23 protein-coding genes are annotated in these 24,627 nt (G+C 41.7%); 13 read left to right on the top strand and 10 right to left on the bottom strand.

Going from position 1 to position 24,627, the window contains the following annotated elements; translation table 11 throughout:
• The first annotated feature begins 167 nt into the window (after window positions 1-167).
• Window positions 168-1,862: a pseudouridine synthase gene (locus ACE3G9_RS00230; RefSeq protein ID WP_449218101.1), complete on the top strand. Its 1,695-nt coding sequence runs from the start codon at window positions 168-170 to the stop codon at window positions 1,860-1,862.
• Window positions 1,863-1,872: 10 nt separating this feature from the next.
• Here ACE3G9_RS00230 and gcvT read toward each other — a convergent pair whose 3' ends face one another.
• From gcvT to ACE3G9_RS00215, 3 genes are all read right to left on the bottom strand, one after another.
• Window positions 1,873-3,006, bottom strand: coding sequence for a glycine cleavage system aminomethyltransferase GcvT (gene gcvT / locus ACE3G9_RS00225; RefSeq protein WP_417880972.1), 1,134 nt, complete (start codon window positions 3,004-3,006; stop codon window positions 1,873-1,875).
• Window positions 3,007-3,046: 40 nt separating this feature from the next.
• Complete coding sequence (locus ACE3G9_RS00220) at window positions 3,047-4,405, bottom strand: alanine/glycine:cation symporter family protein (protein WP_417880973.1); 1,359 nt, start codon at window positions 4,403-4,405, stop codon at window positions 3,047-3,049.
• Window positions 4,406-4,622: 217 nt separating this feature from the next.
• Entirely contained in the window at window positions 4,623-5,213 is a 591-nt protein-coding gene (locus ACE3G9_RS00215) for a helix-turn-helix domain-containing protein (RefSeq protein ID WP_417881012.1), read from the bottom strand.
• A 447-nt stretch (window positions 5,214-5,660) separates the two neighbouring features.
• On the opposite strand from ACE3G9_RS00215, the gene gcvH reads away from it, so the two are divergent.
• On the top strand, window positions 5,661-6,041 hold the full coding sequence (gene gcvH, locus ACE3G9_RS00210; protein ID WP_417880974.1) for a glycine cleavage system protein GcvH: 381 nt from the start codon (window positions 5,661-5,663) through the stop codon (window positions 6,039-6,041).
• A 167-nt stretch (window positions 6,042-6,208) separates the two neighbouring features.
• Window positions 6,209-9,088 (top strand): aminomethyl-transferring glycine dehydrogenase, encoded by a 2,880-nt coding sequence (gene gcvP, locus ACE3G9_RS00205; RefSeq protein WP_449218100.1) that lies wholly within the window; start codon window positions 6,209-6,211, stop codon window positions 9,086-9,088.
• Between the two features lie 110 nt (window positions 9,089-9,198).
• On the opposite strand, the gene ACE3G9_RS00200 is transcribed toward gcvP, so the two are convergent.
• The 3 genes from ACE3G9_RS00200 to ACE3G9_RS00190 all read right to left on the bottom strand — a co-directional run bounded on the left by ACE3G9_RS00200 (window position 9,199) and on the right by ACE3G9_RS00190 (window position 11,887).
• On the bottom strand, window positions 9,199-10,230 hold the full coding sequence (locus ACE3G9_RS00200; RefSeq protein ID WP_449218099.1) for a cytosolic protein: 1,032 nt from the start codon (window positions 10,228-10,230) through the stop codon (window positions 9,199-9,201).
• A 72-nt stretch (window positions 10,231-10,302) separates the two neighbouring features.
• Window positions 10,303-11,076: a cytosolic protein gene (locus ACE3G9_RS00195; protein WP_449218098.1), complete on the bottom strand. Its 774-nt coding sequence runs from the start codon at window positions 11,074-11,076 to the stop codon at window positions 10,303-10,305.
• 154 nt (window positions 11,077-11,230) lie between these two features.
• Window positions 11,231-11,887, bottom strand: coding sequence for an NAD(P)H-dependent oxidoreductase (locus ACE3G9_RS00190; RefSeq protein ID WP_417880978.1), 657 nt, complete (start codon window positions 11,885-11,887; stop codon window positions 11,231-11,233).
• 207 nt (window positions 11,888-12,094) lie between these two features.
• Between ACE3G9_RS00190 and ACE3G9_RS00185 the strand changes: the two genes are divergently transcribed.
• Window positions 12,095-12,892 carry an SDR family NAD(P)-dependent oxidoreductase gene (locus tag ACE3G9_RS00185; RefSeq protein WP_449218097.1) on the top strand — a complete coding sequence of 266 codons (798 nt, stop codon included), beginning with the start codon at window positions 12,095-12,097 and terminating at the stop codon, window positions 12,890-12,892.
• Here the strand turns inward: ACE3G9_RS00185 and ACE3G9_RS00180 are convergent.
• Window positions 12,880-13,770, bottom strand: a complete 891-nt coding sequence (locus tag ACE3G9_RS00180) for a LysR family transcriptional regulator (RefSeq protein ID WP_449218096.1) — start codon at window positions 13,768-13,770, stop codon at window positions 12,880-12,882. The two genes, ACE3G9_RS00185 and ACE3G9_RS00180, sit on opposite strands and share 13 nt — an antisense overlap.
• 142 nt (window positions 13,771-13,912) lie before the next feature.
• The gene (locus tag ACE3G9_RS00175) at window positions 13,913-14,722 is read right to left on the bottom strand and encodes a MetQ/NlpA family ABC transporter substrate-binding protein (RefSeq protein WP_449218095.1); all 810 of its coding nucleotides are present in this window, start codon (window positions 14,720-14,722) and stop codon (window positions 13,913-13,915) included.
• A gap of 192 nt (window positions 14,723-14,914) precedes the next feature.
• Here ACE3G9_RS00175 and ACE3G9_RS00170 point away from each other — a divergent pair, with 192 nt between their 5' ends.
• The 4 genes from ACE3G9_RS00170 to ACE3G9_RS00155 all read left to right on the top strand — a co-directional run bounded on the left by ACE3G9_RS00170 (window position 14,915) and on the right by ACE3G9_RS00155 (window position 18,711).
• Entirely contained in the window at window positions 14,915-15,190 is a 276-nt protein-coding gene (locus tag ACE3G9_RS00170) for a hypothetical protein (protein ID WP_449218094.1), read from the top strand.
• A 531-nt stretch (window positions 15,191-15,721) separates the two neighbouring features.
• The gene (locus ACE3G9_RS00165; RefSeq protein WP_449218093.1) at window positions 15,722-16,741 is read left to right on the top strand and encodes a TRAP transporter substrate-binding protein; all 1,020 of its coding nucleotides are present in this window, start codon (window positions 15,722-15,724) and stop codon (window positions 16,739-16,741) included.
• 95 nt (window positions 16,742-16,836) lie between these two features.
• Entirely contained in the window at window positions 16,837-17,412 is a 576-nt protein-coding gene (locus tag ACE3G9_RS00160; RefSeq protein WP_417880984.1) for a TRAP transporter small permease, read from the top strand.
• A 12-nt stretch (window positions 17,413-17,424) separates the two neighbouring features.
• A complete protein-coding gene (locus ACE3G9_RS00155; protein ID WP_417880985.1) occupies window positions 17,425-18,711 on the top strand; it encodes a TRAP transporter large permease in 1,287 nt (428 codons plus the stop codon).
• 115 nt (window positions 18,712-18,826) lie between these two features.
• On the opposite strand, the gene ACE3G9_RS00150 is transcribed toward ACE3G9_RS00155, so the two are convergent.
• A complete protein-coding gene (locus ACE3G9_RS00150; protein ID WP_417880987.1) occupies window positions 18,827-19,255 on the bottom strand; it encodes an organic hydroperoxide resistance protein in 429 nt (142 codons plus the stop codon).
• Between the two features lie 121 nt (window positions 19,256-19,376).
• Between ACE3G9_RS00150 and ACE3G9_RS00145 the strand changes: the two genes are divergently transcribed.
• From ACE3G9_RS00145 to vctC, 5 genes are all read left to right on the top strand, one after another.
• Window positions 19,377-19,808: a MarR family winged helix-turn-helix transcriptional regulator gene (locus ACE3G9_RS00145; RefSeq protein ID WP_417880988.1), complete on the top strand. Its 432-nt coding sequence runs from the start codon at window positions 19,377-19,379 to the stop codon at window positions 19,806-19,808.
• 159 nt (window positions 19,809-19,967) lie between these two features.
• On the top strand, window positions 19,968-20,909 hold the full coding sequence (locus tag ACE3G9_RS00140; RefSeq protein ID WP_449218092.1) for a siderophore ABC transporter substrate-binding protein: 942 nt from the start codon (window positions 19,968-19,970) through the stop codon (window positions 20,907-20,909).
• A gap of 18 nt (window positions 20,910-20,927) precedes the next feature.
• The gene (gene vctD, locus ACE3G9_RS00135; RefSeq protein ID WP_417880990.1) at window positions 20,928-21,866 is read left to right on the top strand and encodes an iron chelate uptake ABC transporter permease subunit VctD; all 939 of its coding nucleotides are present in this window, start codon (window positions 20,928-20,930) and stop codon (window positions 21,864-21,866) included.
• Window positions 21,867-21,915: 49 nt separating this feature from the next.
• Window positions 21,916-22,878, top strand: a complete 963-nt coding sequence (locus tag ACE3G9_RS00130; RefSeq protein ID WP_449218399.1) for an iron chelate uptake ABC transporter family permease subunit — start codon at window positions 21,916-21,918, stop codon at window positions 22,876-22,878.
• A 5-nt stretch (window positions 22,879-22,883) separates the two neighbouring features.
• The gene (vctC, locus tag ACE3G9_RS00125; RefSeq protein ID WP_449218091.1) at window positions 22,884-23,642 is read left to right on the top strand and encodes an iron chelate ABC transporter ATP-binding protein VctC; all 759 of its coding nucleotides are present in this window, start codon (window positions 22,884-22,886) and stop codon (window positions 23,640-23,642) included.
• Here the strand turns inward: vctC and ACE3G9_RS00120 are convergent.
• Window positions 23,579-24,583, bottom strand: a complete 1,005-nt coding sequence (locus ACE3G9_RS00120; RefSeq protein ID WP_449218090.1) for a LysR family transcriptional regulator — start codon at window positions 24,581-24,583, stop codon at window positions 23,579-23,581. The two genes, vctC and ACE3G9_RS00120, sit on opposite strands and share 64 nt — an antisense overlap.
• Window positions 24,584-24,627 lie beyond the last annotated feature (44 nt).

The raw sequence follows: 24,627 nt of genomic DNA, 5'->3' as shown, positions 1-24,627 counted from the left end.
TGGGAAAAACTTGTAGAACAAAAGGTAAGTTGCTACAACAGCGACAAAACATTTTGAACTTTATTGTCATTTGTAAGCTTTAATATCCTCCAACACCAAGGGTATAAATTGGTATTCCAATATGAAATCAGTACAATTGCTCCGTTTATTTAATTCGAGTCGCTGCTATGTCTTGTTTCACCGCTTTTACTACTGACGTTTCTGATATCGACTTACCAGAAAAGTTCACCTTTCCATTTTGCTATGATCCACATCCATTAAGCCAAATTGCCGCCAAACAACTACAGCAGTATTTAGAGTCTCAAGCGGATTGGCAACATGACTTTGGTTTTGAAGAAAGCCGCAAGGAAGCCGGTAAAATGTTTGGGGTACTAGTGGTAAAAAACGCTCAAGAAGAACTTGGTTTTTTATCGGCATTTTCTGGCAAACTGGCTGAGAAGAATCACCTTCCTCATTTTGTACCACCAGTTTTTGACATGCTTACCGAAGGCAGCTTTTTCCTTGAAGGCACTGCGCCGATTAATAAAATAAACCATAGAATTAAACAGCTTGAATCAGAGCCTGAACTTGCTTTATTACAACAAACTATCCGTGATTTTAACCAGCAAGCACAACAAGAAATAGAAGCATTACGCCTTTCGATAGTAGAAAGCCGTAAGCAAAGAAAAGCATTACGTAAACAAGCCGAAAACCAACATCAAAATAACCAGATTGACGATCAAGACTTACAAGCTATCTTTGCGGATTTAGGCAAACAAAGCGTGGCAGAAAAAGCACAGCAAAAGCACTTAAAAGCGCATTGGCAACAGCAAATAGAAGAAGCGGAACAACAGCTACAGCAAAAAGTGGCAGTGATCGAACGATTAAAACAAGATCGCAAACAACAATCTGCCAAACTACAACGAGAATTATTTGCTCAGTACCAATTTCTCAATCAAGACCAACAATCCAAATCGCTACTGGATATTTTCGAGACTACCGCCAATCCAACGCCACCAGCAGGCTCAGGAGAATGTGCTGCGCCTAAGCTTCTACAATATGCTTTCGCGCATGGCTTTACGCCTATTTGTTTGGCTGAATTTTGGTGGGGAGCCTCACCGAAGTCGGAAATTCGCCAACATAAGAAATACTACCCTGCTTGCCAAAGTAAATGTCATCCTATTCTTTCTCACATGCTAGAAGGTATTGAACTCGACGAAAATCCTCTGCTTAAGAATCACGCTGAAGGCCAAGACATCGACATTATTTATCAAGATGAAGCGATAGTAGTCGTCAACAAACCCGCAGAGTTCTTATCGGTACCCGGTGTGAATGTAAAAGATTCAGTCTACACTCGCTTGCAAGCACTCTACCCTGATGTAGAAGGTCCATTTGTACTGCACCGCTTGGATATGTCGACGTCTGGTTTACTGGTTTTTGCACTGACCAAACGTGCCAATAAAGGCCTACAAAAACAATTTATTACCCGTGGTGTCGAAAAAAAATATGTCGCACTACTGGATGGGAAATTATCAGAAACCAGTGGTGATATTGATTTACCGTTGTGCGGCGATTTAGAAGACAGACCAAGACAAATGGTGTGTTTTGAGTACGGAAAACCAGCGCAAACCCATTGGCAATTAGTCGAAACACTAACCATTAATGGTTTAGAAAAAAGTAAGGTGTATCTCTACCCGAAAACTGGCCGAACTCATCAGTTAAGGGTCCATTGTGCCCATCAAAATGGTTTAAACATGCCTATCACAGGTGATGACCTATATGGAGAAAAAGCCAACCGTCTGCATTTACATGCGCAACAATTGGCTTTTGATCATCCCTATACCAAAGAGAGAATGGTATTTGAGGTAAAAACTGGGTTTTAATTAACAACAATTAACCGCGATAATATCTCTGAGGCACAAACGGCATTTTTTCGACTGTCATTGGTAGTTTTTTACCACGTACATCCGCAAAAATCTCAGTGCCAATGACTGCAAACTCAGTAGCAACATAGGCCATTGAAACCGGTTTTCCAGCAGTTGGACCTGCAGTACCACTCGTCACAATACCTATTTCATTATCATCAGCATCAAACAGTTTACAGCCTTCTCGCACCGGCGCTTTGGTTTGTCCAACCAAGCCAACACGTTTACGTCTGACCGCTTTTGTAGCAATTTGCTCAAGAATGATATCAGCGCCAGGAAAACCACCAGCACGTTCACCATCAGCACGACGCGGTTTGCTAATGCCCCATAATAGGCTTGCTTCAACTGGTGTAGTAGTCGTATCAAGATCATGACCATATAAGCACAAACCACATTCTAAACGCAATGAATCACGTGCACCTAAGCCAATCCATTCCACTTCTTCACAAGCAGTCAGCTTATTCGCCAATTCCGCCGCTTTATCACTAGGAACCGAAATTTCGTAGCCATCTTCACCTGTGTAACCTGAACGGCTAATAATGCATTCTACGCCATCGATATCGATCACTTGCACATCCATAAACAGCATCTCAACCACTTGTGGTTGAAAACGTGCTAACACCTCTGCCGCTTTCGGACCTTGCAAAGCTAATAATGCACGATCTTCAATCACTTCAAGTTCCACACCTTGCGGTAGGTTCGTTTGCAAATGAGCAATGTCTTGCTCTTTACACGCCGCATTGACTACCACAAAAAGATGATCTCCAAGGTTTGCCACCATAAGATCATCCATAATACCACCTTGATCATTAGTAAAGAACGCATAGCGCTGTTTACCTGATGGAAGATCGATAATATCAACTGGTACAAGTGCTTCTAACGCCGCAGCTGCACCTTCTCCTCTCAAACGTAATTGCCCCATATGAGAAACATCAAAAAGACCGGCTGCATCACGAGTATGCAAATGCTCTTTTTTAACCCCAAGTGGATACTGCACTGGCATTTCATAGCCCGCAAATGGCACCATTTTTGCCCCAGCCTCTACATGTACATCATACAAAGGTGTTTTTAGACATACGTCTGAAGTATGTTGATCTGTCATTTATCCTCCATCAGGCTCACGCCATTGATAACAGCCGAAACTATTTCGTTTCTTTAATTGTGACGTCTTTCCCTGAGAAATAGTCACGAGTTAATTTAAATACCACTGGGCTTAGTAACACCAAGGCAATTAAGTTTGGAATCGCCATCATAGCGTTCATGGTATCGGCCAGTAGCCAAATAAAGTTTAATGAGCTCATCGCACCAACTGGCACGGCAAGTACCCATACAATACGAAACGGTTTAATCGCTTTGGTACCAAATAAGAATTGGACACATTTCTCACAATAGAAGCTCCAACCCAAAATAGTCGTGAAAGCAAAAATAGCCAACGCGATAGCCACAATCACATTACCAAACGAGAAAGTACTACCAAACGCACTTGACGTTAACGATGCGCCTGTTTCGCCCGACATCCATTCGCCAGACAAAATGATCGCAAAACCGGTAATTGAACATACGATGATGGTATCAATGAAAGTACCGAGCATCGCAACCAAACCTTGTTTCACTGGGTTCTTGGTTTTTGCGGCTGCGTGAGCAATCGGCGCAGAACCTAAACCGGCTTCATTGGAGAACACACCACGAGCCACACCAAAACGAATAGCAGCCCAAACCGCTGCACCAGCAAAGCCACCTTGTGCCGCTACTGGGCTAAAGGCACTTTCGATGATCAAAGCAAATGCGGCTGGAATATCTGAAATATGGGCAATCATTACCCCTAGACCGGCAACGATATAAAACAACGCCATTAGAGGAACCAGCTTACCCGCCACTTCAGAAATACGTTTGATACCACCGATAAGAACCAGACCAACCAACAACATTAACACAACGCCAGTGATCACAGGAGAGACACCAAAATTACTATCTAATGCATCTGCAACCGAGTTAGCTTGTACACCATTCCCAATACCAAAACCGGCAATTGCACCAAAAATGGCGAATAGCGTTCCTAGCCATGTCCATTTTTTCGATAAACCGTTTTTGATGTAATACATCGGGCCACCGACATAATTCCCATATTCATCTTTTTCACGGTACGTCACCGCACATACCGCTTCTGAATATTTAGTTGCCATACCGACTAACGCAGTACACCACATCCAAAACAATGCACCTGGACCACCGAGTGCAATGGCGGTTGCCACACCAGCAATATTACCGGTACCAATAGTGGCAGAAAGCGAAGTCATTAAGGCGTTAAATGGCGTAATGTCCCCTTCCGATGAACTGGTGCGTCCATTCCATAACAACTTAAAACCTTGCGGTAGTTTTAAGATTGGCATAAATCTTAGACCGAGCATTAAAAATAACCCGACACCTAAAATAATAACCAGCATTGGGACGCCCCAGACAACCCCATTAATAGCAGAAATAAAATTGGTTAACGCTTCCATATGAAGTCCTTTCTCTTATGATTATTCACTTATGCCCGCTTATATCCACATGACTTGGGTATATAAGAACACAAATCGAACCAGAGCCATGCAAAAACCACTCCATAGAGCATACTCTGAATGATTTCATAATAAGCATGAAAAACGATCGTACCTAGTAAGAATCATAAAATTGTGAAAAAACACTCATTTTTGTAACAAATAAACAACATTATGCTTATTTAGCGGTAACCCACAGTATTAATGCATCGTCATCACTGACAGAAATCAAGGTATGCCCCATACTGGCATCGTAGTACACGCTATCGCCTTGTTTTAATTCAACAGGTTCATAAAATTCACTATAAAAGCGCACCTCCCCTTCCAGCACGAGCAAGAACTCTTCACCATCGTGGCGAATCCATTCTTGATAATCATCGAAGTTGCGTGAGCGAATTCGGCTTTTAAACGGCACCATTTTCTTATTGGAAAGTTGAGTCGCCAATAATTCGTGCTCATAAGTTGTCGTTGGATGAGGTTTACCTTCACCTGCTAAAGTCACGTCACGTCGACCAATAGCACTGGCTTGTTTTGGTGGCTCAAAAATTTGTGGGATCGGCATATCCAATCCAGTCGCCAATTTTTGCAAAGCCTGAAAAGTCGGAGAAATTTGCTCGTTTTCGATTTTAGATAATGTCGAACGCGCCAAGCCTGTGCGCTTACTCGCTTCTTCTAGCGTTAGCCCCATCTGTAAACGGATATCTTTCAAACGCTGCCCTAAATTCAATGGCGTTAAGGTTTGATCAGGATCGTCTGACTGAAACGTCATCTGTTTATTTACTAATTCACTTTTTACACTCACCGATGTCCCCTATCGTGCTATCCCTTTTTCATTGCTTTAAAATCTAGGATTTCACTAGATATACCCAAATCACTTAGGATTAAAGCAAACGATTGCCTAAACAGTCTACCGATTCAAAATATCAGATTAAAGGGAAACTATTTCCTAAAAGGTGCGTTAGGTAACAAAAATGGAAATCTTGTTTCTTATAGGAAACTTTTGGTTGAATAATCGACTTGTGAAAAGTATGTTATGGGTAATCGCATGCAAGAATGGTAAGGCTTGAAAGGAAATATTTCTCGCCAACTTCCGTTCTTTTTAAATACACATTCAATGACTACACTAATTAACACGATCGTTTTGCCGACCCAAAAGCAAACGATTGCGCGATAAATCATTGATTAGAAAAACTTTCTATTTTTAGGAGCAAATAAAATGGACATGACTCTAAAATTTACCGAAAGCCACGAATGGGTTCGTGATAATGGTGATGGTACAGTAACCATCGGTATTTCTGAACACGCTCAAGAAATGCTAGGCGATGTGGTTTTTGTTGATCTACCGGAAGTCGGTGACACCATCGATGCCGGTGATAGCTTTTCTTTAGTGGAGTCGGTAAAAGCGGCGTCGGATATTTATGCTCCTGTGACAGGTGAAATTGTTGAAATCAACGAAGAGCTAGAAGACAGCCCTGAACTTATCAACAGCGAATCTTATGAAGGCGGCTGGATTGTTAAAGTGAAGTTAGATGACGCCTCTGAATTAGATAACTTGCAAGGTGCGGAAGATTATCTGGCGAGCATTGAAGAAGAGTAATTACGTTTCTCGTAACTAGGACGCTGCGCTGCTCGGGGCTTGGAAAAGAAGGCTGTGGTTAAACGCTTCGAGACACGAGTAACGAGAAGCGCAGCGCTCGAAAATCGAATCTACATTCAAAAAGTCAGCCTTTATTCGCTGGCTTTTACTTTCATTCAGGTAACACCATGACTAATCTAATCAATGATTTATGTAACAGCCAAGAGTTTATTGGTCGCCACAATGGGCCGAACTCTAACGATCAACAAGCCATGCTCGATATCATTAACTCACTCAGTGATAGCAAGGCAGATTCACTTGATCAATTAATCGAACAAACCGTTCCGGCTAACATTCGCTTGCAAGCGCCTATGAACTTAGACGCACCAATGAGCGAAGCAGATATGCTGACAAAAATAAAAGGCATTGCACAACTTAACAAGGTGCAACGTACTTTTATTGGTCAAGGTTACTACAACACTTTCACGCCAAACGTTATCCTGCGTAATGTGCTTGAAAACCCAGGTTGGTACACCGCTTATACACCTTATCAACCAGAAATCTCTCAAGGTCGTTTAGAGTCTCTACTTAACTACCAACAAATGGTGATCGACCTAACCGGCATGGATATCGCCAATGCTTCTCTTCTTGATGAAGCCACCGCTGCCGGTGAAGCGTTGACTTTATGTAAACGTGCTGGCAAAAGCAAAAGTAACGTGTTCTTTGTGGCTGATGATGTGCATCCTCAAACCATCGAAGTCGTAAAAACCCGCGCTGAATTCATTGGCTTTGAAGTGATGATTGGCAATGTCGATAGCCTACCTCAACAAGATGTTTTTGGTGCGCTACTTCAATACCCAAACACTACAGGTGAAGTTCGCGATTTAACCGATGTAATCACAGCGGCTCAAGCCAATAAAACACTGGTGACGGTTGCCACTGATCTACTGGCCTCTACTCTATTAAAACCAGCGGGCGAAATGGGTGCTGATGTCGTGATTGGTAGCGCACAACGCTTCGGCGTACCCGTTGGCTACGGCGGACCACACGCAGCCTTTATGGCAACCCGTGAAAAACACAAACGTACCATGCCAGGCCGTGTGATCGGTGTGTCTATCGATAGTAAAGGCAAACAAGCACTACGCATGGCAATGCAAACTCGTGAACAACATATTCGCCGTGAAAAAGCGACCTCAAACATTTGTACTGCTCAAGCTCTACTTGCCAACATGGCTTCTTTCTATGCGGTCTATCATGGCGCTGAAGGTTTACGTACCATCGCGCGCCGCACTCACCACTTTACCGCGATCCTTGCAGCTGGCTTACAATCAGCTGGTCATAAGTTAGTACACCATACTTTCTTCGACACCATCACGATCGACAGCCAAGAACAAACCGAGCGTTTATACCAAGCGGCGCAACATGCGGGTATTAACCTACGTAAGCTACCATCTCAAATTGGTATCAGCCTGGATGAAACAACTAAAGTAGAAGATATCGAAGCGCTATTTGCTGTGTTCTCGGTAGAAGGCAAAGTGGAAGATTTCTCCAGCAAAATTGCCGCCGATGAATTTTCAGCCATTCCAGCCGATTGTCAGCGTACCTCTGAGTTCTTAACTCACCCAGTATTCAACACCCATCGTAGCGAAACCCAAATGATGCGTTACTTGAAGAAACTGGAAAACAAAGATTTCTCCTTAACACACGGCATGATCCCATTGGGTAGCTGTACTATGAAACTCAACGCAGCCGCTGAGATGCTCCCGATCACTTGGCCAGAGTTTGGTGCAATCCACCCATTCGCGCCATTAGAGCAAGCCACTGGCTACACAGCCCTTGCTGATTCTCTGAAAAAACAACTGTGTGAAATCACCGGCTACGATGAGTTTTCTCTCCAGCCTAATTCCGGTGCTTCTGGTGAATATACAGGCTTAATCGCGATTCAACGCTACCACCAAAGCCGCGGTGAAGGTCATCGTAATGTTTGTCTAATTCCAAGTTCTGCACACGGCACCAACCCTGCTACTGCTTCTATGGTATCCATGAAAGTGGTGGTGGTAATGTGTGATGAGTACGGCAACATCGATATGCAAGATCTTGCTGCGAAAATCGATAAACACCGCAACGAGCTTTCAAGCATTATGATCACCTACCCATCGACTCACGGTGTGTACGAAGAACAAGTGCAAAAAGTCTGTGACATGGTACATGCCGCTGGCGGTCAGGTTTACCTGGATGGTGCCAACATGAACGCACAGGTTGGCTTAACGAACCCGGGCGTGATTGGTGGTGACGTTTCACACTTGAACCTACACAAAACCTTCTGCATTCCACACGGTGGGGGTGGTCCAGGTATGGGACCTATTGGTGTTAAATCTCACCTTGCTCCATTCTTACCAGGTCACATTGAAAATGGCGTTGAAGGCAAAGACTACGCGGTTTCAGCAGCAGATCTAGGTAGTGCTTCTATTCTACCGATTTCATGGGCTTACATCACCATGATGGGCGGCACAGGCTTAACCGAAGCCACTAAGATCGCCATTTTAAATGCTAACTACATCATGGAGCGTCTACGCCCACACTACCCCGTGCTTTACCGTGGTCACAATGGCCGTGTCGCGCATGAATGTATTATTGATATTCGTCCGCTTAAAGACGCAACCGGCATCAGCGAAGAAGACATTGCTAAACGCTTAATGGACTACGGCTTCCACGCACCTACCATGTCATTCCCTGTAGCGGGAACCTTAATGGTTGAGCCAACGGAATCGGAAGACAAAGCCGAGCTAGATCGCTTCTGTGACGCCATGATCGCCATCCGTCAAGAAATGGACAAAGTACAACAAGGTGAATGGCCGCTCGACAACAACCCGTTAGTCAATGCGCCACACACTCAAGCGGACTTAATGAGCGATACTTGGGATCGCCCATACACTCGCGAAGAAGCTTGCTTCCCATCGGCTCAAGCCAAAGATGCCAAATACTGGCCAACCGTCAACCGTGTCGATAACGTCTACGGTGACCGTAACTTGATTTGCTCATGCCCGAGCATTGAGAGTTATCAGTAAGGGTTTATAAAAAGCTAAAATGATACAAGCGAGTACTGAGAAGTGCTCGCTTTTTTGTTGGGGTTTGTATTGTAAATTGCTCTAGAGAAGGGACGCTCCATATAGCCAATTTAAGACAACTGCTGCAATTTATGCTCAACCAACAAATCATCTGGTGCGATCTTCTTAGCGACTTCTAAAAGCTTTAACGCATCTTGCGGGTTATCTTGCTGGTGCTTGGTCGCAATCTCTACCAGTGGTTGAATATCAATGGTCTTCTTATGTTCTTTGACGTGGGCTCTTTTCTCATCAATTAACACGTTATGTGCGGTGCTCAATAAACCTAAACGATGGGCAGAGTTTACATTCGCTTTATTGAGGCTATCGTAGTATTCCTCTTTTAAGCGCAACGTTTTGGTTTGATGGCGAAACTGAGCAATATCGATCTGTTGGTGACAAATAAAATCCACCGCAACTTGTTTATAAAAACCAAACTTATTGAGATAGGTGGCGTGGGTACCGTGGCCCATGCCGAACACTCTTAAATGGGTCAGTTGTGGATAGCGTTTGGCATGTAGACGGTCGATTTCATTGGTTGGATCATAAATAATATAACCCTGAGCATCACCAAGATCTAAATCGTGGTAATCCCCTTGCCAATCAAATTGTTGGGCGAGCTCAGTACTGCTTCTGTCATCCCAAGGTACAAGATCTTTATTTTTGGTACTGACAGGATGAAACAACAATACTTGATCCAATTGCAGCAATTTTGCGAATGCCCCGATGGCAAAACCACCGCGGCTTAGCCCGTAACCTAAGCGAGACTCAAACGGTGCTAATAAGGTAGATAGTTGCTCTAGGAAGAAAATTAAATTACGGCTACGAAACCAATTACTTTTGCCTAGATGCTGGAAAGAGAGGATATTCACATTTTGCTTTTGAGCAAGACTGTAACCCCAAGGTGCAAAGTCTGAGTGTAAATCTTGTTGCTGTAGATTGGTGCCGGCAGGCGAAAAGGTAAACAACAATGGTTTGTTTAAATCGACAAACTCATATTTAACAAAAACATCGTCTAGTAAGTCTTCTCCTGTTATTGGTAGCCTCGCTTGTTGCTCTTGTTTATCAAGCGCAGACCATTCATCTAACCAATACAGTAGCTTCATTTATCCTCCATCTAAACTGCCGTAAGCAATTGTTTTAAAATTATTTGTGTCGTATTTCCCATATAAGGGCGTTCAGTCCTCTTTTAAAAACTGGATTTTGACTTGTTCATTAAATTGAGAAATATCTATTATTTGATGATGGATAAATTGCTCGACCATCTGATTATAAAAATCTCGCCTGTCTAAATTATTCGGGTGAACGCCATGCCCCATTCCCACCACAGTAAAATGGATCAGTTCTGGGTAACGTTCAGCATGAAGCTTATCGATGTCATTGGTTGGGTCATAAATAATATAACCCTGAGCATTACCTAGGTCACGATCATGATAATCACCTTGCCAATCAAACTGTTGAGCGAGCTGGGTACTAGGACGATCATCCCATGGCACCAGTGATTGATTTTTGGTACTGACTGGGTAGAACAACAACACATGATCCAGTTTAAGCAAGTTAGCGAAAGCCCCTATCGCAAAGCCGCCACGGCTTAAGCCATAACCTAATCGAAGCTTGAAAGGCGTTAGCAACATCGAAAGTTGCTCAAGGAAATAAATCAAATTCGGGCTGCGGAACCAATTACTGATCTCAAGGTGCTGAAAAGCAATCACATTCACTTGATGTTGTTGGGCAAGTTCATAGCCCCAGGGAAAGAAGTTGTCATGCAGATCTCGCTCTTTCACATCCGTGCCAGAAGGAGAGAAAGTAAACAATAGTGGCTTGTTTAAATCCACCAGCTGATAGCGGACAAACACATCATCAAGTTGACTACTTCCAGAGAAAGGAAGACGGGATTGCTGTTCGTTTTCGGGAAGGGATACCCATTCATCCAACTTATACAGTAATTTCATTTATCCCTCTCACAAATTTGATGCGCGCGCACCTTAACAAAAAAAAGGGGGAGATGTAAAACGATGTGGGAAATTGAGCAGGAGTTATGAAGATAAAAAACGAGTACTTCATCTGAAATACTCGTTATATGTAATGGCTACCTTATCTTAATCTTTACAACGTCGTAATCACATCATCGAGAGCCAATCGAGCTTTCGGTAAGCCGTGATTATAATCTTCGCCATCTTTGTGGTAACCAATCGCGATGGCGACTTCACAAATATGACCATCTAACTCCGACTTGAATGACTCTCCGATTAAGGTTGAATCAACGCCTTCCATTGGAGTGGAATCAATACCTAAGCGAGCCAAAGTATGCAATAGGTTACCTAGTGCAAGATACATTTGAGCTTTAGACCAGTGACCATTAAAACCTGATTCATCGGTATTGGCATCAACGAAGGCATAAGCACCCATAAATTGATCGTACATCTCTGCTGGTAAATGGCCTGATGTCACTTCAGCATCAACCCGTTTGGCAAACTTTTCTTTGGTAAATTTTGGATCGTACGCCAAAAGAATCGTATGTGAGGCCGCTTTCGCATGTGGTTGGTTAAACTGGTGCATATTGGCAAACGTATCGTGAAAACGAAGTTTTGCTTCATCCGTTTCCAAAACAAGGAATTTCCAAGGCTGAGAATTAATCGATGATGCCGATAAACGAATCGCTTCTTTAATGATAGCCATATCTTCTTGAGAGATACGCTTTTCTTCATCATATTTTTTTGCAGTGTAACGGTTGTTTAGATCTGTGATGATTGGATGAGACATCTTGATACCTTATTTCAATACAATGTAGATTACAGCGCTAAGGGAAAAATCAACCAATGCGCTAACGTTGAAAGCAATCATACGTGAAAGTTTAAAATTGATAATAGAGTGATTTGTTGAATTACTTTATAGATTTTATTGAAAATGATTGGGGTATGATGTTTACAACTTACAATATCCATATACCCCCCATAGAGAATCTGACCTATGAAAAAAATTATCTTAATCACTGGCGCAACAGATGGCATTGGCTTAGAAACAGCAAAATCATTAGTGCAACAAAGCCATCATGTGATTTTACATGGTCGAAATTCAGAAAAATTAAATTTACTGCAACAAACACTGAAGCAAACCGCTCAAAATAAAGTTGAAACGATCACAGCTGATTTATCAGACATCGCTATGGTTAAAGCCATGGTGATCGAAGTGGCTGAGCGCTTTGGAAAATTAGATATCATCATCAATAATGCCGGGGTTTTCACCACTTCCACTCCTAAGACGCAAGATAATTTAGATATTCGATTTGTGGTCAATACCCTCGCTCCTTACATCTTAACCAAAGAGTTATTACCGCTATTCGATAAAACTGGTCGCGTAGTAAATCTTTCATCAGCAGCACAAACGAGTGTCGATTTAAATGCACTTATCGGGAAAACCGATCTCAACGACAATGCCGCTTATGCCCAAAGCAAGTTAGCACTTACGATGTGGTCTCGGCACTTGGGTTTAGCCTATAAAGAGACAGGTCCTATGATCGTATCGGTGAATCCCAAGTCTTTTCTGGGAAGTAAAATGGTGAAAGAGGCTTATGGTGTTGCCGGTGGCGATATTCAACTTGGCGCCGATATTTTAGTAAAAGCGGCGCTATCAGACGAATTTGCTCAAGCACATGGTGCCTATTTTGATAACGATATTGAAGCTTTTGCTATGCCTCACTCGGATGCTTTAGATTCAGCGAAGGTAAACGATGTTATAAAAACTTTAGATAGTCTTTATTCCCAATAGGTTTGCTGACTAAAGTACTCAATAAAGTAATCAATAAATGCTCGAACTTTTAACGGGGTTAAACGAGAACTTGGATAGACGGCCCAAATACTGGCATTCATATCCAGTGGATAATCTTGTAATATTTCCACCAACTCCCCATTTTCAAGATGCTGATGAACACTCCATAATGAGTTGATCGAAATACCAACACCATGAATAGAGGCATCACGCATCGCATCCCCATTATCCGTTCGAAAACGTCCTGAAGTATGCACATTCACTAGGCCATTTTCAGTTTTGAAAGCCCAGTTATCCATTCCCATTAAGTTGATACAATCATGATCCACCAGCTCTTGTGGCGTATTGGGTTCACCATTCTGTTTTAGATAATCTGGAGAGGCCACCACGATACGACGATCAGGAGCAAGCTTACGAGCAATTAACGTTGAGTCTTTGAGTTCAGCCACGCGGATCGCCACGTCAAATCCACCTTCCACCATATCGATAATCGAATCAGAAAAACGAAAATCGACGGTGATATCAGGGTATTTAGCCATAAACGCGTTTAATCCAGGGATCAAATGCATACGCCCAAATGAGGCTGGTGCAGTCACTCGTAAAGTCCCAGTTGGATTATTATTCCCAGCGCCTACCGCACCTCTGGCAGCTTCAACAGAGGCCAATACTTCCTCCGCATACGGCAAAAAAGCGAGCCCTTCTTCAGTCAACGAAACTTTGCGCGTGGTTCTGTGTACCAATCGAACCCCTAAGCCTTCTTCTAGCTTATTAATATGTGAGCTGGCGACCGCCGGAGATAAGCCTAACTCATGACCTGCCATGCTAATACTCTGGCTTGAGGCTAAACGAACAAGTAATTTTAGGTGTTCTATGTTCATAGTAAATTCAATGCCGTCCATTCAGGGCTAATCATGGTTTTATTCTATCGTAAATGTTGAAACTTGTAGCGTATGGACACTATAAACAAAAACGAACACTACCATCTAAAGTGCTCGTTTTTGTTTTATTTTAAATGGTCAATTAAAACGCTGGCTCAATCGTGCCTTTAAAGGTGGTTTGGATAAAGTCACGAATCGGTTGTGACTGATAAATCTCAACGAACTTTTTATACGTTTCGTTATCTTTATCCGCTTCTCGTGAGGCAATGATCATAACGGCTAATTCCGCATCTTTTGCTTCAAAGTAGATACCTTGTGTTTTTGGATCTAAACCAGCAGACATTACGTAATTCATTGTGATCACAGACGCATCAGCATCGGTTAACGTTCTTGGTAATTGTGCGGCGTCCATTTCGATAAAATCAAACTGCTTTGGGTTCTCAACAATATCAAACACTGTCGCTTTCGAGCCTACGCCCGGTTTTAACGTAATAAGCTTAGCTTCTGCTAGTAACAATAAAGCACGGCCACTATTGGTTGGATCATTTGGAATAGTAATGGTGGCGTTTTGCGGTAAATCAGCCAAATTTTGATACTTATCGGAATACACGCCCATGCGCATCAAAATAGATCGGCCAATAGAAACTAAGTGCGCTTTCTTATTGTTATCATTAAAATTATTCAAAAAAGGTTGGTGCTGATAACTGTTTAAATCAATACTGCCATCGACTAGCGCGGCATCCGGTGTGATGTAATCAGAAAAGGTCACCACCTCCACTTTCAACCCATGTTTAGCCGCTTCCTCTGCAACCGCTTCAACCACTTGAGCGTGAGGCCCAACCGTCGCGCCCACTTTGATGACTTCCGTTTTGTCTTCTTGTCCGCAAGCGGTTAACCCTAATGCCAAAGGAAAAAGTAGTGCAAGCTTGGTAATGCTTTTCTTCATTGTCATAAATATCCCTTTTAAATAAAAATAGCCGTATAGACTTCCATAATGAGATTACCTTAACTGAAGCAGAAAGCATAATGATTTAAGTACGCTAGGTATATTTCACATTCTGCAACGCTCAATCTACCTCCAAAGTTCAATTTATTTTTAAAGTTTAAAATTTTATTATAACCCTAGTAACCAAGAGGATATAGCATGAACAGAAAACCGACACGTACAGAAGCCATGCAAATCATCATTAATGAAGTAAAGGAGACTTTTCCTTTATATGAAGAAGATACCTTTGTTTGCGGTACGGAAGGGAATTGTATTGGCTGCCCTAAAAAGTTAATGGAACTGGTTGATTCAGAACTGTCATATTGGGAAAGTGCCCTAAGGCGTGGTGTCACTCCACAATTTGATGAAATCCGCCGTTTTGGCAAACTATGTAAAAACGTTAAACGCGGTTTAGTGCGTAACAATATTTTATAATCCTCTCCTCCTTCTTTCTGATGCTAGCCAATAGCCTTATATACTTGAATTTTATCTATAGTGTTCTAAGTTTTAGTTAAGAGAAACTTTTGAATTATTATTAAATTTAGTGACTAAATAGCTGATATTGGCTAATTTATTTTAATTATTCACAAAATAAATGTGTAGTGTACTTAACATTTTTCAGCCAAAAACAGTAAAAACCTAAGCAAATTGAATGTTTAAATTTGTTAGATCACTCAACATATTGGAATAAAACCACACCAAAATCGTGACAATGATCACACCAACAAAAAGTCCGCATTCTTCCCATGTGTTTAGTCCAAAATGTTTATGAAAAGATGATTAAGTAAAACCTTAGATATACCCAAATTAATTGGAGTTACAGTGAGGCGACAAGTGAATGAGACCCCATGAGCATAGCTCGTCTTATTCGGTTGGTGCAAATGAGCGCTATCAACAAAGCTGCAGCTCCAAATACGAAGGGTATAAACATCGTTATGAACGACATCACCAAGGAAAGGAGAGCAAATGTTTACTCGAAATAGCTTAAAAAAGCTTGCTACCGTATCTTGCATTACCGCAAGTATTGGATTTTCAAGTTTTGCTAGTGCCGACACATGGCGTTATGCCCATGAAGAATATGAAAATGATGTTCAAGATATTTATGCTCAACAATTCAAAAAGTACATCGAGGATAATTCTGATCACACTCTAAAAGTTTATCGTTTTGGTGAGCTTGGTGAATCGGATGACATTATGGAGCAAACTCAAAGTGGTATTTTGCAGTTTGTTAACCAATCACCTGGCTTCACGGGTTCATTAATTCCAGAGGCGCAAATTTTCTTTATTCCTTATCTAATGCCTACGGATATTCAAGCGGTTATTAAATTCTTTGGTAGCAGTAAAGCCATCAATGAAGACTTCCCTAAACTGTATGCAGAGCAAGGCTTAGAGCTACTAAAAATGTATCCAGAAGGTGAAATGGTTTTAACTACCGATGAACCAATCACTTCTCCTGATGAGCTAAAAGGTAAAAAAATACGTGTCATGACAAACCCTCTATTGTCATCAACTTATGAAGCCTTTGGGGCAACACCGACCCCACTCCCTTGGGGTGAAGTTTACGGCGCACTACAAACGAATATGATTCAAGGCCAAGAAAACCCAATCTTCTGGATTGAATCAGGCGGTTTATATGAAGTGTCACCAAATCTAATTTTCACTCATCACGGCTGGTTTACTACCGCTTCAATGGCGAATAAGAAGTTCTATGATGGCTTATCAGATGAAGATAAAACATTGATCCAAAAAGCTTCAGATTTCGCTTATGACGGAACCATTAAGCACATTACGGGTTTAGCGGAAAAATCACTTAAACAAATCCAGTCTAAGAGCGATAAAGTCACCGTCACTCGTTTGACGGATGAGCAACTTGCTAAATTTAAAGCAAGAGCTCCTCAAGTTGAAGAAACGTTTATTGAAATGACAGGCGAAGGTGGCCAAGCCTTACTTGATCAATTCAAGGCTGATTTAAAAGCTTCACAATAATAATTAGCTTTAACTAAGGTTAATTACAGTAGGACTGAGCACCGAGTCACTTTATCGCATGAGAGTATTCGGTGCTCTTTATTGAAGGAAGCACTATGCCTAATTCAGATAGGTTAGATTACCACTCCGAACTGCCCGGTTTTTTGGGCACCCTCGATAACTTTCTAAGCAAAATAGAAGCGGTGATGCTCGCGACAGGCGTATTGCTCATGGCTTTAAATACTTGCATCAATGTCGCAGCGAGATTTGCCTTTGGTGAAGGCTTGTTCTTTGCTGGAGAAATTAATCGAATATTGATCATTCTTATTACGTTTGCCGGAATCGGCTTTGCTGCTCGTCTTGGGCGTCATATTCGCATGTCAGCGTTTTTCGATATGTTGCCTGATAGTGGCCGAAAATTTTTGATGATCCTCATTTCACTTATCACTGCCGTCATTATGTTCGCCTTAGCTTACTTTGCTTTTCAATACGTGGTAAGCGTTTATGAGCGAGGTCGAATCTTACCGGCACTAGGGTTCGAAATTTGGTGGATTTATATTTGGGTACCAATGGGTTTTGCTATTACCGGTATTCAATACTTACTCACTGTATTTAAAAACCTCACTAGTCAAAAAGTTTACTTATCAAGTGGTGTCGTTGATGGCTACACCGATCATGAACAAGACCTCTAAAGGCACTATTTTATGGCACTGACTTTAATGCTCATCATGTTGGTACTGCTATTAATTGGCTTTCCAATGATGATCCCTCTCACCGCGGCCGCTCTAACGGGCTTTTATATGATGTTTGGTGGAATGAGCCAAATGGATACCTTTATTCAACAAGTACTTGGAGGTATTCGCCCTGCTTCCCTGATCGCGGTTCCTATGTTCATTCTTGCCGCCGATATTATGACACGCGGACAATCAGCACATCGATTAATCAATATGGTGATGACCTTTATTGGCCACATCAAAGGTGGGCTAGCGATTAGTACTGCGGCTTCATGTACTTTATTCGGTGCGGTTTCTGGATCTACCCAAGCAACCGTAGTCGCCGTCGGTTCAGCGTTACGCCCCAAATTACTTAAAGCAGGTTACAGTGATTCTTTTTCATTAGCCCTTATTATTAATGCTAGTGATATCGCATTTTTAATTCCACCAAGTATCGGCATGATTATTTATGGCGTGATCTCGGAGACTTCAATTGCAGAACTATTTATTGCCGGCATTGGCCCTGGCTTAATGATCTTGTTGTTCTTCTCTATTTACAGTTACATCTACGCGACCGTCAAAAAAGTGCCAACCGAAGAAAAAGCAAGTTGGAGCGAGAGAGCAACCGCCTCCAAGCGAGCAATTTGGCCATTAATGTTCCCTGTGATTATCGTCGGTGGTATTTACGGTGGTGTATTTAGCCCAACAGAAGCTGCAGCGGTGTGTGTTCTATATGCCATCATCTTAGAGTTTGTTATTTTCCGCTCGCTTAATACACAAGATATTTATGTGATAGCCAAATCTACCGGGCTAATTACCGCAGTGGTATTTATACTCGTTGGAGTAGGAAATGGCTTCTCATGGATCATTTCTTTTGCTCAAGTACCACAAACCATTTTAGATGCGATTGGCATTGATCAAATGGGGCCACTTGGCGTATTAGCAGCTATTTCAATCGCCTTTTTCGTGGCTTGTATGTTTGTTGACCCTATCGTCGTGATCTTGGTACTAACCCCCATATTTGCGCCCGCGGTTGCGGCAACGGGACTCGATCCGGTTCATGTCGGCATCATCATTACCTTGCAAGTTGCGATTGGTTCTGCGACCCCACCGTTTGGCTGTGACATATTTACCGCGATTGCCATCTTTAAGCGCCCTTATTGGGAAGTAATTCGTGGCACTGGGCCATTTATTTTTATCTTATTATTATCAGCCGCTTTACTCATTTTCTTCCCAAGCATTGCACTCTTTTTAAGAGATATCACCTTTGCAGACTAGTCAATTCGACTGATTTAACATTGAGATACCAAAAACAAAAAGACCTCACGCTATATCAATAACGTGAGGCCTTTGTTTTATTTGAACGCTTTATCTAAACGTGAGCCTAAATGACTTAAGCAACGGATAGTTCAATCGCGATATTACCGCGAGTCGCGTTTGAGTACGGGCAAACTTCATGTGCTTTGTTTACTAGATCTTGAGCGATCGCTTTATCAAGGTCGCCAACATTCACTTCTAATTTCACAGCAATACCAAATCCGCCTTCAATTGGGCCAATTGATACTTCAGAGTTAATGTGCGTGTCTTGTGGTAGTGCTACTTTAGCCTGACCTGCTACCAATTTCAGTGCGCCAATAAAGCATGCTGCGTAACCTGCGGCAAAAAGTTGCTCAGGGTTTGTGCCTTGACCGTCATCACCACCTAAGCCTTTTGGTGTAGAAAGAGCCACATCCAAGCGACCATCATCTGATTTTGCTGAACCTTCACGTCCACCTGTTGCAATCGCTTTAGCGGTGTAGGCAACACTTTGTAGTTCTTTCATGTTTTATTCCTTTTGGGTTGACGAAAATACTTTGCATACAAAATACTAGATCGTAAAAACGTTAATTGCAAATATTTTGTGTGCAAACTAAAATGGCGATAAGCACAAAATGAGAATAGACATGAAACATCCCCAACTCAAACTCGACAACCAAATCTGCCACCGTTTATATATGGCCTCTAATGGACTTACTCGTACCTACCGAGATTCATTAGCCGAGCTCAATTTAACCTACCCTCAATATGTTGTGATGATGGCACTGTGGGAAAAAGATGGCATCAGCATTACCACTTTACTTGAGAAAACCGCAATTGATGGTAGCGCTATGACGCAAATTCTCAAAAAAATGGAAGATAAACAGTTATTGAGCATAGTGAAAGATCAGCACGACAAGCGTAAACGTGTCGTTAAATTGAGTGACTCGGGAGAGAATTTACAATCAAAAGCAGCAAAAATACCTGAACATATTCGATGCCAATTTCCAAGTTTACATGATGGAGAAGCTCAGTTATTAATTCAACTTCTTGATAAAATTATCAAAGATGTAGACTAAAACTTACTCTCTGAAATGATAAGAATTTAACTTTCGCTATCACCGCACAAAATAAAAAATCAATTTAACTAAATTTACACTATTCGCTCTTGATTTCTTACGTTTGCCCTATATAGTAATCGAAATGATAATAGTTATCGATTACGTAAAGGATAAGAAATGAAATGTTTCAATAAATCTAGTTTGATAGCCTCCGCTTTCATCTCAATTGCAACGTTATGCTCAGTTTCAGTGAATGCTAAATCTATCACGGTTGATCATATTATGGGTTCAACCACACTGGAATCATCACCACAGCGTGTGGTGGTCATTGGTACAGGCGTACTTGATGCCGTTGATGCACTTAAAATAAAGCCTGTTGCAGTGTCAAAAGGGACCCCCCTACCTGATTATCTTGATCAATATAACGCTGATAACATCGCTTCTTCTGGCACCATTTTTGAACCTGATTTTGAAACCATTTACACCCAGAAGCCTGATCTTATTATTGTTGGACCACGCAGCTCTAAACATTTCAAAGAATTGTCGAAAATCGCTCCTACTTTTGTCTTTGCGGTGGAAAATGGCTCTGATTACTGGCAGAACACCCAATCTCTCTGGAATGATTTAGGCTTAATTTTTGATAAACAAGAATTGGTTAATCAGAAAATTGATGGTTTAAACCAACGCTTTGCAGCGATTAAATCTTATAACCAAAGCCATGACATAGATGCATTAATGCTGATGAGTTCTGGTGGTAATGTGACATCATTTGGTGAAGGTTCGCGTTTTTCCGTTCTATATAAAGATTTCGGTTTCAAACCAACCATCGCAGTCAAAGATAAAAAATCTGAAAAAACAGGTGGTCATGGTCAATTAGTGTCTTACGAACTGGTTAGTCAAGAAAACCCATCTACATTATTGATTTTAGATCGCGATAAATTAGTCAACAAAGGTAAAAGCACGACTCGCCAAGACTTTGATAATGAGTTAGTTAAGTCAACAAATGCCTATAAAAACAACCGTATGATCTACCTAGATATCCCCGCTTGGTATGTGGCAAGCTCTGGCATTACGGCAACAGAGACTATGGTTACCGATATTGAGTCATTAACCAAATAATAAAAACCTGAGGTTGTTGTGGCTAAATTGCTGTTAATTTTAGTCTGCCTAAGTCTATCTTCATTATTTGTTGGGGTGGGTAACGTTTCGTTAACCCACCTTATTTCAGGTAATGCGAATGCTTGGCAATTATTTCTCACCAGTCGTGTACCACGCTTACTAGCCATTTTATTAGCTGGGAGCGGTTTAAGCATTGCTGGCCTTATTATGCAGCAAATCAGCCAAAACCGATTTGCAGCGCCTTCCACATCCGGCACTATAGAATGTGCCATGCTGGGTTTCGTTTTAAGCTTAGTGATTTTTGGTAATGGCGATCAACTCTGGCTGATTTTTGCCACTTCAATGATTGGCACCCTCTTTTTTGTTCAATTGATTCAACGTATTCAATTTAAAAATGCCGTTTTTGTGCCGCTTATCGGTATCATTTTCGGCAACATTGTTTCTTCAATGGCCACGTTCATTGCCTATAAGTACGATGCACTACAAAACCTATCTGGTTGGGCGGTAGCTAATTTTGCCAACATTTTGGCAGGTAACTTCGAGCTACTCTATATCGCTATTCCAGTCGCTATTTTTAGTTACCTTTACGCAACTCGAATCTCGGCAGTTGGCATGGGTAAAGATTTTGCGATTAACCTAGGATTAAATTATCAGCAAGTAATGACTATTGGTGTCGCTCTGGTTTCGATCATGTCTGCCTCTGTGGTGATGATCGTCGGTCAGCTTCCCTTTCTTGGTTTAATTGTGCCTAACTTAGTGAACCGTTTTTATGGCGATAATCTACGTAAGAACATTCCTCGCACCGCAATATTGGGCGCGATTTTGGTACTGGCTTGTGATGTGGTTGGGCGCATTATTATCTTCCCTTACGAGATCCCAATTTCTATGGTGATTAGTTTATTAGGTGGCAGCGTGTTTATTTTCTTAGTGTTAAAAGGTATGAAACATGAGCGCTAAATTATTAAATAAACCGATGCTTAAAAACAAAAGGCATGTCTTTACCCGTATGCCTTCATGGTCAGGTGATAAACAAAAAATCATCGCTTTGTTACTGTTAAGCCTAGTCATGGCAACTCTGTTTATTGGCTATGGTTTAACCGCAGATAACTATCAATACTTCTTATCACGTCGAGTACCTAAAGTACTCGCCATGGTGATTGCCGGATTTGCAATTGGCATTGCGTCGTTTTGTTTTCAAACCATCACAAACAACCGCATATTAACGCCTAGTATTATGGGATTTGATTCACTGTATCTATTGATTCAAGTGCTAGTAGTCACCTTGTTTGGTGGCTTAAGCGTGATGATGACTAACCATGTGATCAACTTTTCAATTTCCGTAGTCATGATGATGGGTTTCTCATTAGTATTATTTCTATTGTATTTCCGCTATTCCGCCAGCAATATTATTTCACTACTACTATTAGGAGTGATTTTCGGTCAGCTCTTCCAAAGCGGATCTTCCTTTTTAACCATGCTGATGGACCCTGATGAGTTTTCCAATCTTCAAGCCAGTATGTTTGCCAGCTTCAATAATATTGATACTGAACTGGTTTACTGGACCATCCCGATATTAGCCATCGTATCCATCTGGTTGTTTAAGCTACATCGCACGCTTGATGTGTATTTACTCGACGAAGATAACGCCACCAGCCTAGGCGTTGATATCAAGCGCACTACACGCACCGTGCTCATTTTATCCTCCGTGTTAATTGCAATTTCAACGGCTTTAATTGGGCCGATTATGTTCTTCGGTCTATTAATTACCAACCTAACACGTGAATGGCTAAACACTTACCAACATAAGTACTTACTTACTGCCTGTGGCTTGATGTCTGTAGCGACCTTGCTGACAGGACAATGGATTATTGAAAAAGCATTCGGATTTGAAACCACCTTAAGCGTGGTAATTAATTTTGTTGGCGGGATCTATTTCTTATTCCTGCTATTACGCAATAAAGTGATGTAACCCTGATGATTGAATTAAAACAACTAACCAAACGCTTTGGCGAACATCCTGTAGTACAAAATGCTAGTGCAGAATTTGCCAAAGGGAAAGTCACTGCGATTATTGGCCCTAATGGTGCAGGGAAAAGTACCCTACTTTCGATGGCAGGAAGACTACTGAAACGTGATGAAGGTGAAGTATGGATTGATGGTAAAGAACTGGTGGAATGGGATACTAAAGCCCTCGCCAAACGCTTATCAGTACTACGCCAAGCCAATAGCTTTAATTTACGTTTTACCGTACGAGAACTAATTTCTTTTGGACGATTCCCTTATTGCCAAGGCAACTTAAAAGATATCGATCATCAAGCGATTGATAAGGCAATTGACTACCTTGACCTTACTTTAATTCAAGATAAATATCTCGATGAACTCAGTGGTGGCCAGCGACAATTGGCTTTTATTGCCATGGTTATCGCACAAGATACTGACTATATCTTTTTAGATGAACCGCTGAATAATCTTGATATCAAACATTCACTGCAAATCATGGCGACCATTCGTCGGCTCGCCCATGAACTCAATAAAGCAGTAGTGATTGTCATCCATGATATCAACTTTGCTTCTTGCTATTCCGATACCATTATCGCTCTGAAAAAAGGCGAAATTGTGGCAAAAGGAAACGTCAATCAAGTCATCGAGGCCTCTGTGTTATCTGAAATCTACGAAACACCATTTAATGTTATTGAAGTCGACGGTAATCGCATGTGTTTATATTTCTCATGATCAGATGTTGTATTGTTAACACTACTTTTAACACTTCTAGGCTCTAGCCATTCTTTCGGAGTATTGTCATTAAGCGCTTTAATCAACGTTTGAACTCTTAATGGCAAGACTCCTGCGGCAAAATAACACACCACCGGGCGAGCTGCGCTATACCAATCTGGCATGCACAACTCTATATTTCCCGGATGTGCTTTTGAATAATTATCAGCAACCCAAGTTGGTAACAAGCCAATGCCATATCCCGATGCAATAGAATCTATCTGTAGCAATAAGTTATCACTAGTTAAACGACTTATTGGTGGCATAGCCATACAATGTTCTTGGCCATTTGATAAATAAATTGTACTACTGTTATCACACTCAAATGGTAACCATTGATGATGACTGAGCTGATTGGGATGGGTTGGTGCTCCCTTCTGAGAGATATAACTAGGCGACGCGTATAATCCAAATTGCCAATAACCTAAGGTTTTCTTACGCCATGTGCCAGGCAAGTCTTGTTCACCAATTGACAACACAATATCCGGTTCATTTTGAAAATATTCATCGCGAGCTTCAGTAAATAAACGAATGTTAACTTGTGAGTGATCATCGAGGAATTGATGACATTGTGCGCGCAACCAGCCACGAATCAAACAAGGTGGAGCAATCATGGTTACTTCGCCACTGATGCTTTGCTTTAATGATTGTAAAGCGTTCTGTGACTCCTCTGCCATGGTAAGTAAGCGCTCACAATATTCCGCAAACACTTCACCGGCACGCGTCAACATTAAACGAGAACCTTGTTTGATAAATAAAGCTTGCCCTAGCTCGGTCTCTAATTGTGCCAAGCGACGGCTAATGGTTGATTTTGGTTGATTTAATGCTTTGGCCGCAGCCGTCACACTGTGATAACGACTTAATGCAGCAAAAGCTCGAATTCCTTGTAGTTCAGTTTTCATCGCTCTCTAACCCATATCCCATATTTGGAACTGTCTGTTCCATA

The organism is Vibrio sp. E150_018, assembly GCF_053544035.1.
The sequence above is the reverse complement of the archived record's forward strand: the minus strand, read 5'-3'. Positions and strand labels throughout refer to the sequence as shown.